12 protein-coding genes are annotated in these 12,038 nt (G+C 30.0%); 4 read left to right on the forward strand and 8 right to left on the reverse strand.

Annotation, left to right across the window (positions count from 1 at the left end; genetic code table 11):
- Window positions 1-150 precede the first annotated feature (150 nt).
- Window positions 151-1,146 (forward strand): tyrosine recombinase XerC, encoded by a 996-nt coding sequence (locus tag I4V16_RS05535; protein ID WP_242974259.1) that lies wholly within the window; start codon window positions 151-153, stop codon window positions 1,144-1,146.
- A gap of 33 nt (window positions 1,147-1,179) precedes the next feature.
- Here the strand turns inward: I4V16_RS05535 and I4V16_RS05540 are convergent, their stop codons facing one another.
- From I4V16_RS05540 to I4V16_RS05550, 3 genes are all read right to left on the reverse strand, one after another.
- On the reverse strand, window positions 1,180-1,443 hold the full coding sequence (locus I4V16_RS05540; protein WP_099329740.1) for a hypothetical protein: 264 nt from the start codon (window positions 1,441-1,443) through the stop codon (window positions 1,180-1,182).
- 176 nt (window positions 1,444-1,619) lie between these two features.
- The gene (locus I4V16_RS05545) at window positions 1,620-2,189 is read right to left on the reverse strand and encodes a hypothetical protein (RefSeq protein WP_099329739.1); all 570 of its coding nucleotides are present in this window, start codon (window positions 2,187-2,189) and stop codon (window positions 1,620-1,622) included.
- Between the two features lie 68 nt (window positions 2,190-2,257).
- Window positions 2,258-2,677 (reverse strand): hypothetical protein, encoded by a 420-nt coding sequence (locus tag I4V16_RS05550; protein ID WP_099329738.1) that lies wholly within the window; start codon window positions 2,675-2,677, stop codon window positions 2,258-2,260.
- Between the two features lie 152 nt (window positions 2,678-2,829).
- Between I4V16_RS05550 and lexA the strand changes: the two genes are divergently transcribed.
- Both lexA and I4V16_RS05560 read left to right on the forward strand, forming a co-directional pair.
- On the forward strand, window positions 2,830-3,441 hold the full coding sequence (gene lexA / locus I4V16_RS05555; protein ID WP_211134953.1) for a transcriptional repressor LexA: 612 nt from the start codon (window positions 2,830-2,832) through the stop codon (window positions 3,439-3,441).
- A 61-nt stretch (window positions 3,442-3,502) separates the two neighbouring features.
- A complete protein-coding gene (locus I4V16_RS05560) occupies window positions 3,503-4,084 on the forward strand; it encodes a metalloprotease family protein (RefSeq protein WP_099329737.1) in 582 nt (193 codons plus the stop codon).
- Between the two features lie 84 nt (window positions 4,085-4,168).
- Here I4V16_RS05560 and I4V16_RS05565 read toward each other — a convergent pair whose 3' ends face one another.
- The 5 genes from I4V16_RS05565 to mutS form a co-directional block, all read right to left on the reverse strand.
- Window positions 4,169-5,452: a methionine gamma-lyase family protein gene (locus I4V16_RS05565; protein ID WP_099329736.1), complete on the reverse strand. Its 1,284-nt coding sequence runs from the start codon at window positions 5,450-5,452 to the stop codon at window positions 4,169-4,171.
- A 76-nt stretch (window positions 5,453-5,528) separates the two neighbouring features.
- Complete coding sequence (hfq, locus tag I4V16_RS05570; protein WP_099329745.1) at window positions 5,529-5,774, reverse strand: RNA chaperone Hfq; 246 nt, start codon at window positions 5,772-5,774, stop codon at window positions 5,529-5,531.
- Window positions 5,775-5,817: 43 nt separating this feature from the next.
- Window positions 5,818-6,747 (reverse strand): tRNA (adenosine(37)-N6)-dimethylallyltransferase MiaA, encoded by a 930-nt coding sequence (miaA, locus tag I4V16_RS05575; RefSeq protein ID WP_099329735.1) that lies wholly within the window; start codon window positions 6,745-6,747, stop codon window positions 5,818-5,820.
- A 15-nt stretch (window positions 6,748-6,762) separates the two neighbouring features.
- Complete coding sequence (mutL, locus tag I4V16_RS05580; protein WP_099329734.1) at window positions 6,763-8,616, reverse strand: DNA mismatch repair endonuclease MutL; 1,854 nt, start codon at window positions 8,614-8,616, stop codon at window positions 6,763-6,765.
- 13 nt (window positions 8,617-8,629) lie between these two features.
- Window positions 8,630-11,332: a DNA mismatch repair protein MutS gene (mutS, locus tag I4V16_RS05585; RefSeq protein ID WP_099329733.1), complete on the reverse strand. Its 2,703-nt coding sequence runs from the start codon at window positions 11,330-11,332 to the stop codon at window positions 8,630-8,632.
- Between the two features lie 315 nt (window positions 11,333-11,647).
- On the opposite strand from mutS, the gene I4V16_RS05590 reads away from it, so the two are divergent.
- Window positions 11,648-11,992, forward strand: coding sequence for a phenylpyruvate tautomerase MIF-related protein (locus I4V16_RS05590; RefSeq protein WP_049177006.1), 345 nt, complete (start codon window positions 11,648-11,650; stop codon window positions 11,990-11,992).
- Window positions 11,993-12,038: the final 46 nt, after the last annotated feature.

Below are 12,038 nucleotides of genomic sequence, written 5' to 3' on the forward strand. Positions count from 1 at the left end.
GAATTATCTAAAATATATAATGTTACTCCAAGAGCTGTTCAAATCTGGTTAAAAGAACTTGGATTAAACAGAGATTTAAAAACTGCTTCTAAATTAAAAAATAGAAACTCTGATTTAAGTTTATCAAATTCTTTAAATGAAGGTCAGGAAATGTCAAATAAATTTGGTATAGATATTTCTCAAGATTCAAAATATCCAAGTTATATGGTAGATTTCTTAAATTACTTAGAAACAATCAAAGGTAAATCAGAAAACACAATTAATGGCTATTCTATAGATCTAACATTATTTTTTAGATTTATGAAGGTTTATAAAGGATTAGTTAATGATACTGATTTAGAATTTGAGGAAATTCAGATAAATGACTTAGATAATGATTTTGTAAGGAGAATTAAGTTAACAGATTTATATGCTTTTCTCTCATTTGTAGAAAAACAAAGGGATAACGGAACATATGCCAGAGCTAGAAAAGTAGCTTGCTTAAAATCCTTCTTTAAATTCCTTAATGGAAAAGCGAAAATAATTGATGAAAACCCAACCTTAGAGTTGGAATCTCCTAAAATAAACAAAAGACATCCTGTTTATCTAACCCTAGAACAAAGCATAGATCTACTCTCCTCCTTAGATCAAGAAGATAAAAACTATAAAAGAGATTATTGTATTTTAACCTTATTTTTAAATTGCGGAATGAGACTTTCAGAACTTTGCTCAATACAAATTGATAAAATAAAAGGTGATACATTAACTATCATTGGTAAAGGAAATAAAGAGCGTACAGTTTATCTTAATGAAGCTTGCTTAAAGGCTATAAATAGCTATCTTTCTTCTAGAGATATTTCTAAGGTATCTGATGAAAGCAAGAAATTTCTATTTCTTTCAAACAGAAACTTACCTATAAACAAACGAACTGTTGAACTTTTAGTAAAAAAACATATAGGTAATGCTGGTATAGTTGATGGAAAGTACACACCTCATAAGCTTAGACACACTGCTGCTACTCTGATGTACAAGCATGGTAATGTAGATATAAGAAGTTTACAGAGCATTCTAGGACACGAAAATATATCAACAACTCAAATATACACTCATATTGATGATGAGGCTCTTAGAGACGCTGTTAAGTCAAATCCTTTATCTAAATTATAGACAAGCAAGGAGAGTTTTATACTCTCCCCTTACTTACATTTTTATAATCCCCATATATTTATTACATAGAACACTTATTAATAGCATTCCATAAAAACTCATAGACATAAGAATTATCTTAGTTTTAGTGATACTTATTCCCTTATTTAAAACCCAATTATTTATATACAAATTAATAATAATAACAGAAAGAAAATAGTATTTATCATTATTTAATGAAAAAAGAATTATAAATGCTGTGATTATATTAGATAATATTACAGAAATCAAAGGATATTTATAAAGATATTTTTTCATATCTAACCTTCCTTAGTATTATTTCCTTATATTGTATTATAATTATTCTAAAAATATTACAAATAATATTCATAATATATATTATGTAAAGTGATTCTACAAAATAGTATAAAAAAAGCACAGAACTTTTATCAGTTCCATGCTTCTATTTATGTTGAAGTACTTATATAAAAATTTTATAATAATGGTTCTCCTAAAACTTCTTTTAAAGTAGTTAAAATTGATTCATTATTTCCATCATAGATAACTACTAATCTACCCTTTTTATAAATATGAGCTGCTTTGGTCCAGCTTGTTTTATTACCATTAATCATCATTCCATTATCAGTTATGCTCTTTAAGTCACCTTCTAAGGTACTCTTTGCACTTTCATCATACTCATAAATAGATAATCTGTCTCCGTTTATAGTATAATCATCATTTTCTACTGATAATAAGGATTTAGAGTCTTCTATTTCTGTTAATTTATAACCCTTCTTCTCTATTTCTTTTTTAAAGTCATCTTCGTTATATGTCATTGAATTATCTGTAACCTTATCCCAAAGACCAACTCCGGCTTCTCCTACATCTTTGATACCTTCACCAACGTCTTCTATCCCTCTCTTAGCCGCGTCACCTACATCTTCTACACCATTTTTAACTTTATCCCCTGCATTTTCAGCTGTATCTTTACTACATCCAATAAAAGCTGTAGATGTTGCCAAGCCTAATGCTAATACTAATGTTAATAATTTTTTCTTTTTCATAAAAAATCACCTCAATCTACTTTTCTTTACTTAGTTTCTGTAGATTGAGGTGATTTTATTCCTATTAATTATTTACTTTTTCCTTTAAGCTTTCTTACTCCTGGGAATACTTCTTCTGTCATTTCTTCTAAGTTTCCTTCTTCAAAGAAACTTTCATCTAAGTATTCAATATGATCAAAGGCATCTTCATAATCTTCATCTAAGGAAGTGAAATCTATACCCGATTCTTTAGATAGCTTTTCATAAGCATCCTTTAATAAATCAACGTCAGATTCTATTTCTTCTATATCTTCTTCATTTTTTTCTGATTTAAGTAGTTCTTTTTTGTATTCTTCTTCTAAAAATTTATTTTCTTCTACTGTTTTAGCTATATCTTCAATCTTAATGGCTCTTATATCTACACCTTGTTCTTCAAGGCATTTACCACAATTATCGCATATCTTCTTTTCATATAAATCGCAAAAATCATCCTCAGTATATTTTCCCATAGAAATACACCACCTTCCCAAATAATCAAAGTTCATTATATCAAATAGTATAATAATAAGCAAATTTCTAATAAGATTATACAAGAACATTAGTTTTGAGAACATAAGTTTGATATATTTATTAGAATATGATATAATTTTTTAAAAGAGGTGTGGTTATGTTAGAAAGTAAAGATAAACAAAAGGAAATATACGAATTTTTAAAAACATATACAGAAAATAAAGGATATCCTCCTTCAGTAAGGGAAATTTGTGAAGCAGTTTCATTGAAATCTACGTCTACTGTTCATGGACATTTAAAAAGATTAGAGAAAAAAGGATTAATTAAAAGAGATCCTACAAAACCAAGAGCTTTAGAAATAGTTGAATTAAATTCTACTAAAAGAGAAATGTTAAATATCCCTATTGTAGGTAAAGTAACTGCAGGATTACCTATTTTAGCGACTGAAAACATTGAAGACACATTCTCATTACCTTTAGATTTCATTAAGCATGACAGAGAATTATTTATGCTTAAAGTAACAGGAGATTCTATGATAAATGCAGGTATTCGTGAAGGTGACCTAGCAATTATAGAACAAACAAATGCTGCTTTAAACGGAGAAATTGTTGTAGCTTTAATAGAAAATGAAGCTACTATTAAAAGATTCTTTAAAGAAAAAGATTCTATTAGATTACAACCAGAAAATGATGCAATGGCACCAATTATAGTTGATGATTGTAGTATATTAGGAAAGCTTGTAGGATTATTTAGACAATATTAAGTAATATGGATATGTAAAGAGCTATATATTTTATATATAGCTCTTTTTTATTGGAGGAAGTATGAATTATTTAAAAAATAGTTATCCTATTGTTAAGTCTAAATATAAATTCACTAACATTCACCCTAAATCTGAAGATGAATATTTAATATATATTTTTAAAATCTTCCTAGTACTATTTTATCCTTTATGCTTTGGACTAGGAATTATGATGTATACTTACCACAGTAAATTTATACATTATGCATTTTACTTTTTAGCTTTTTTAGCTTTATCCTTATTAATAATAACTCCACTTCATATTCTTATACACGTTTTAGCTTACCCTGGAAGTTATAATGATGAGAACCTTTATGTAGGCTTTAATAAGAAGCACCTAGATTTTTTTGCTATTTATAATTTACCACTTACAAGAAAAAGGTTGCTATTTTCTTTACTATTACCTGTATTAAGCTTATCTGTTATAACTCTAATAACACTGATTTTCTTCTATACTAATATGTTTGTGTATGCTCTCTTTTGTGTTAGCGTCTTATTATCAGTACATGATATATATGATGCTTATGTACTCATAAAATATAAAGACCAAAAAGAGAATGTAAAGTATATAAAGATAGAAAATTCAATATACAAAACAAATTAAAAAAGGTGGGGGAATTTATTTTGTTTGTTCCGTGGCTATGCTCCAAGTCACATCAAAACAAATATCCCCCCACTCCATTTTTATCTAGTTATTAAGTACATTATTTAAAGCTATTAAAACACCAATCTTGCCATGGTCAAAAGTTAGTCCACCTTGAAGATATGCTATATATGGCTCTCTAATAGGAGCATCAGCAGATAATTCTATAGAAGATCCTTGAATAAATGCACCAGCTGCCATTATAACTTCGTCCTTATAACCAGGCATTGCCCATGGTTCACATTCAACAAAAGAATCAATTGGTGAACCATATTGAATTCCCTTACAGAATCTTATAAGTTTATTTTGTTCTCCAAACTTTATAGCTTGAATTATATCACTTCTCTTTTCGTCAAATCTTGGCTTAACCTCAAACCCTGCAAGCTCCATAATTCTAGCACAGAAAACTGCACCTTTAACAGCTTCCATTGCTATATGAGGTGCTAAAAATAATCCTTGGAATAAAGTTCTCATAAGACCAAATGTAGCTCCACACTCTCCTCCTATTCCTGGGACAGTTAATCTATATGCTGCTTGTTCAACTAACTCTTTCTTACCAACAATGTATCCACCAGCTGGTGCTATACCACCACCAATGTTCTTAATTAGTGAACCTGCAATAATATCAGCTCCAACTTCTGTTGGCTCTATTACATCTATAAATTCACCGTAGCAGTTATCTACAAATACGTTGATATCATTTCTTATACCTTTTATGTATGAAATTACTTCTCCTATTTCTTTTACACTGAAGGAATTTCTCCACCCATAACCTGTACTTCTTTGGATATGTACTATTCTAACAGAAGAATCTTCTAAAGCTTTCTTTATTCCTTCTAAATCAAATTTACCTTCATCAGTTAAGTCAACTTGACCATAATTTACTCCGTATTCCTTTAATGAACCTATATTTTCATCACCTGAAATACCTATAATGTTATGTAATGTATCATATGGCTTTCCAGAAACGCATAGAAGCGTATTTCCTGGCCTTAGGTTACCAAATAGAGCTGAACCTATAGCATGAGTACCATTAACAAAATGTGGTCTTACAATAGCGCTTTCAGCCTTAAATATTCTTGCATATACTTTATCTAAAGAATCTCTTCCCATATCATCATATCCGTATCCTGATGAATTAGTGAAATGAGAATCGCTAATTCTTTCATCTTGGAAAGCCTTTAACACTTTCATTTGGTTAAATTCTCTTATCTCATCATACATTTTAAATTGCTCTTCGCAATCCTTTAATGCTCTTTCATAAAGTTCAAATGTATTTTCTTTAAACCCATAGGTTTCTTTTAATAAATCTTTAGTATTATCTAACATCTTTCTCCTCCATGTTTTTATATTCTCTATTGATTATAGCAAATTAAAAGAGTGAAAGCCACGCTTTCACTCTTTTTTAAAAATCATTTTCCTCTTCCATACCTGTAAATAAAATTGGTTTTGCTGGAGTTACTGTTGTAATTGCATGTTTATATATAAGCATTTGCTTATCTTCTTGGTCTAGTACTACAGTGAAAGGATCAAAACCTTTAACAATACCTTTTAATTGAAATCCATTAGTTAAGTATATTACAACTGATATCTTATTTTTTCTTGCACTATTTAAGAAAATATCTTGTAGGTTATTTTGTTGCTTATTCATAAAAGCACCTCCATTATCTCTCATATTACATAATATTATAAACCTATTTATTTCCAATGTCACCTATAACTTTCTCTAATATTTCTACATAGGAAAGCTTATCTTTGTCTAAAAAAGTAACCCTTGGATCTCTTCTAAACCATGTCAATTGCCTTTTAGCATAATTCCTTGAACCTTGCTTTATCATGTTAATTGCTTCTTGAAGCTTTACATCACCTTCTAAATAATAGAGTATTTCTTTATATCCTATTCCCTGCATTGATTGCATAGAAGAAGTATAACCCATTTCCTTTAGTTTTATACATTCCTCAAGAAGACCTTTCTCCATCATAATATCAACACGCAGGTTTATACGCTCATATAGCTTCTCTCTATCCATTGTAAGTACATAGTAATGAACGTCATACTCACTTTTATAAAAATCTTCTCCAGCGTTATATGAGCTAAAGGGCTTACCTGTAAGCTTATATACCTCTAAAGCTCTTATAACCCTCTTTCTATTGTTTGCATGTATTTCTTTGTAGCTTATAGGATCAATATCTTTTAACATTTCGTGTATATAGTTATTTCCATGTTCATTTGCTAATTTATCTAAATCTTTTCTATATTCTTCATCCTTCTCTGCTTCAGTAAAGTTCATGTTACAGGTTAAAGAATTTATATATAGCCCCGTACCACCAACGATAATAGGAAGCTTTCCTCTTGATATTATTTCCTTTATTGCTTTTTCTCCTTGTTCTTTATAATCTGCAACAGAAAAGTTTTCTGATGGATCTACCACATCTATTAAGTGATGAACTACCCCATTCATCTCTTCCTTAGAAACCTTAGCTGAACCTATGTCCATATATTTATATATTTGCATTGAATCAGCAGAGATTATTTCTCCATTTAATCTCTTTGCTAATTCTATTGATAATTCTGTCTTACCTACTGCAGTAGGCCCTCCAATAACAAGTATCTTTTTCTTCATTAATTTCACCGTTTCTTATACTATTCTTCTAAACTTTTTCTCTAAATCATAATTTGTAAACTTAATTATAGTTGGTCTACCATGTGGGCAGTGGAAAGGATCATCTATATATCTAAGCTCATCTATAAGTTTTACCATTTCTATATCAGATAAATTATCATTTCCTTTAACTGCAGACTTACAAGCCATAGTAGCTATTCTATTATATTTTACCTCTGTAGTTTTACCTGTTCCTAAATCTTTAATATTATCTAGTATTCCTAAGAAAAGCTCCTTTGGATCTAACTTTCCTAAAAAGTATGGAACCTCTTTAAGAGAAAGGGTATTTCCACCAAAGTCTTCTAATGTAAATCCTGCCCTAGAAAATACTTCTTTATTCTCTTCATAGTAGGCATAATCATCAATTGATAGATGGATTAATGTAGGTAACAATAAAGGTTGAACTATTAAAGTATCCTCTTCTATACTCTTAAGATATCTTTCAAAAAGAATCTTTTCATGGGCAGCATGTTGGTCTATCATGTATAGAACCTCATCATACTCTCCTAAAATATAAGTCTTATTAAACTGACCTATAAGCTTAAGAGGTGGAAACTTAGGTGTTTCTCTATCCTTTATTACCTCCTTCACAGGCTCTTCTTTTGTTTTAACTTCAACATTAAGTTCTACCGTATCTTCCTTTACAAGCTCATTTAAAGGCTCATATTTAACCTCAGGCTTTAAATCTATAGGAAACTTAACCTCTGTTACTTCTTGAGGGGCATACTTCTTAAATGTAACCCCTTCATCCATCCTCTGAGGTATATTTAGCTTAATCTCTTCTATCTCTTCTGGTTTGTATAGATCCTTTTCTTCTTCTGGCATAGAGAAGGTCTTAAAGACATCTTCTTTTAATGCAGAATGTACAGCATCAAAAACCTTTTTAAATAGAACCCTATCATCCTTAAACTTAATTTCAGCCTTAGTAGGATGAATATTAACATCTACAAATTCTGGGTATACTTCTATAAATAAAATAAAGAATGGGAACTTATTTACTGTACTAAAAGACTTAAAAGCATTTTCTACAGCTGCCACCAATGTCTTATGCTTTATATATCTACCATTTACAAATATACTTTGATTATTTCTAGATCCTCTAGATATCTCTTCCTTACCTATGTAGCCATATAAAGTTATCTCATCTTCTACATGTTCAAAATAAAGAGTGTTTTCACTTATGGTTTTTCCATATATAGTTCTAATTACATCATTTAGCTTACCATTACCATAAGTATGTAAAACCTTCTTACCGTTGTTATATAGCTTAAAACTTACTTTAGGATTTGATAAGGCAATTCTGTTTATTATATCTGTTATTATAGAAGCCTCCCTTGAAATACTCTTTAAAAACTTCTTTCTAGCAGGTACATTATAAAAGATATCTCTTACTTCTATGGTGGTTCCTTTATTAACACCACATTCCTCAAATGATAAAAACTCTCCACCATCTATTACAAGCTCTCTTCCAAAGTCATTTCCTTCTGTTTTTGTTTTTATATTTACCTTTGATACAGAAGCAATTGATGGAAGGGCTTCTCCTCTAAACCCTAAGGTACTTATGGAGAATATATCTTCTGATGTTTTTATCTTACTTGTAGCATGAGGAAGAAAAGCTTTCTTTACATCTTCAGGATGAATACCATCTCCATCATCTATTATCTTAATAAGGGTTGTGCCCCCTTCCTCAATTTCTATTGTTATGTTCTTTGAATTTGCATCTATACTATTTTCAACTAATTCTTTTACAACAGAGGAAGGTCTTTCAACAACTTCCCCTGCTGCTATCTTATTTGATGTATTTTGGTCTAAAAGATTTATTCTTTTCAAATACAACCATCTCCTAATTTAAACTCTTTGCATCCTTAATCAATTTATATAATGTATTCATAGCATCCATAGGAGTCATATTTAAAACATCTAAATTAACAATTTCATTAATTAAGGCATCCTTTTCTACTTGTGTAAAGTCCATTTGTATTGGAGCAGAAGTTTCTCTCTTCTTCTTTTCTTTAAGTTTTTCTTCTAATTCCTTGTTTGTAGACTTTAATTCATTTATCTTGCATTCTAATTCTTCTACCTTAGAGTTATCTATAGTAACAGCAGTTTCTCTTACATACTCTTTATGAGATACCTCTACACTACCTTCCCCTTCTAATCCTCCTAGGATCTCCTTAGCTCTTCCTATAACCTCCTTAGGAAGTCCTGCAAGCTTAGCAACCTCTATACCATAAGATTGGTCTGCGCCGCCCTCTATAATCTTTCTAAGGAATATTACGTTATCTTCTATCTCTTTGACTGCTACAGAGTAGTTTTTAACTCCTTTAATCATTCCTTCAAGCTTAGTTAGTTCATGATAGTGAGTAGCAAATAGGGTTTTACATCTTAAATCGTTATTTTTAGCTATATGCTCTATTACTGCCCAAGCTATACTTAGACCATCATAAGTAGATGTTCCTCTTCCTACTTCATCAAGTAAAACTAAGCTCTTAGAAGTAGCATTTTTTAATATATTTGACACTTCCCACATTTCAACCATAAATGTAGACTTACCACCTGCTAAGTCATCAGAAGCCCCTATTCTTGTAAATATCTTATCACATACAGATATATTAGCTTCTTTAGCTGGTACAAATGATCCCATCTGTGCCATTAAGGTAATTAAGGCTACCTGTCTCATGTATGTAGACTTACCAGCCATGTTAGGTCCTGTTATAAGTAATAATTGATTATCTTCTCTGTTTAAGGTAGTATCATTAGCTATAAACTCACCTTTATTAATTACCTTTTCAACTACAGGGTGCCTTCCTTCTACTATATGAATATCTCCAGTTTCATTTATCTTAGGCTTAATATAATCATTCTCTAAAGCTACTAAGGCTAAAGTAGATAATGAATCTAAATTACCTATAATTCTTGCTGTTTTTTTAAGTCTTGCTATTTGACTTTCTACCTTATTTCTTATATCTACAAATAGTTCATACTCTAAGTTTACAAGCTTTTCTTCTGCACCTAAAATTTTATCTTCCATTTCCTTAAGCTCAGATGTAATATATCTTTCTGCATTTGCTAAGGTTTGCTTTCTTATATATCTTCCCTCTGGTATAGAAGAATAGTTTGCCTTAGATATTTCTATATAGTATCCAAATACTTTGTTATATCCTACCTTTAAGGATTTAATTCCAGTAAATTCTCTTTCACTATTTTCTAATGAAGCAATCCACTCCTTACCATGAAGCTTTGCTCCTCTTAGCTCATCTACCATTTCATTATAACCATCTCTTATAATATTACCTTCCTTTAAGGCAATTGATGGGTCATCTAAAATTCCTTCATGTAATATTTTTCTTATATCATCTAACTCGTCTAAATTGTTATAGTATTCTTTAAGAAGTAGTGAGCTTGAGTTCTTAAGTTGTTCCTTAATGCCTGGTATCTTATCTAAAGAAGTTCTAAGTGATACCATATCACGTCCATTTACATTACATGAAGAAATCTTACCTAAGATTCTTTCTATATCATATATTTCCTTAAGAGAAGCTCTTAAGTCCTCATTAAAAGAAATATCATTAAATAGTTCTTCTACTGAGTCTAATCTCTTTTCTATCTCTTCCTTAACTATAAGAGGTTCATCTATCCATCTTCTTAGTGATCTTCCTCCCATAGATGTAGCTGTCTTGTCTAATACCCATAAAAGAGATCCCTTTTTAGATTTTTCTCTTATACTCTCTGTAAGCTCTAAGTTTCTTCTTGAATTTCCATCTATAGTCATAAAGTTTATAATATCGTATTTCTCTAAAAAGTTTATGTTAGTTAAGCTCATCTTTTGAGTTTCATATATATACTTTAATAAAACCTTAGATGCATTTTTTGAAGCTTCTTCAAGGCCTGAAACCTCAGCTTCTGAGAATTGATCTATAAGTTCACTATCCATTACTTTAAAGCTATCTAGTGGCTTTCTAGTTATTAGTGCATTAGTATATGTATATATTTCATGTGCTAATTCTTCAGGTATATTAACATCTACAATTACCTCTTTAGGATTAATCTTTGTAAGCTCATCTAAAAGAGTTGTTCTTAAATTAGTAAAGGAAGTGGTTTTAAATTCACCTGTACTAATATCAGTAGAAGCTAAACCTATGTTATTGCCATCTTCATATATGGCTACTAGGTATGTATTTAAATTTTCTAAAGTAGCGTTAGTATCTACATATGTACCAGGAGTGATTATTTTAATTACATCTCTTTTAACTAATCCCTTAGCTAATGCTGGATCTTCTACCTGTTCACATATAGCAACCTTATATCCCTTTGAAATTAATCTAGGAATGTATGTAGCTGCTGCATGGAATGGTATACCACACATAGGGGCTCTCTCCTCTAGGCCACAATCCTTTCCTGTTAATACTAACTCTAAAGCTCTTGATGCTTCCTTTGCATCATCAAAGAACATTTCATAGAAGTCACCAACTCTATAAAAAAGTATACAATCTTGGTATTTATCTTTAATTTCTACATATTGTCTCATCATAGGAGTCAACGCCATTATTCCATCCTCCAAATTTCTAAATAATTATCTATTTTAATAGATATATTTTATCATAATGGTCTATAAATTGCTAAAGAGATTTTATTTATGAACTTTAAGGAAAAATATTATTAATACATGTAATTTTTTATTATAAAAGTGAATATATTATATCATAGTAACTTATTGAAAAATAAAAGTTGTCAGATGGTTTACATTAGAAATTCTGAATGTTAAAATATAATTACCATAATTTTACTAATACGTTTTCGCACAATTTACTGAAGTACAATATATTATTAAAATATCAATAAAAAAGAGAGGGAGATGTACATGCCGTTTATTGATTCGAAAGTTACAGTATCTCTTTCTGAAAATCAGAAGGAGTCTTTAAAAGATGAACTAGGAAAAATTATAGATGAGATTCCTGGTAAATCACAAAAATTCTTAATGTTAGGTTTTCAAGATAATTTTCCACTTTATTTTAAGGGTGAAAAATTAGATTATGGCGCTTTTATAGAGGTTAAGATGTTTGGCCGTGCCACTGAAGATTCTTTGAATAGAGCTACTAAAGAAATTTGTGATTTGTATAAACAAGCTCTTAACATTCCTCCAAAGTCTATTTATGTTAAATTTGAAGAGGTAGATAATTGGGGATGGAATGGAGCTAACTTTTAATTATCTAAAAATATCCTAGTATGAAATTAAAAAACTTTGCTAAGAT

Source organism: Clostridium sp. 1001283B150210_160208_E6 (genome assembly GCF_015669365.1).
Classification (GTDB): Bacteria; Bacillota; Clostridia; order Clostridiales; family Clostridiaceae; genus Clostridium; species Clostridium paraputrificum.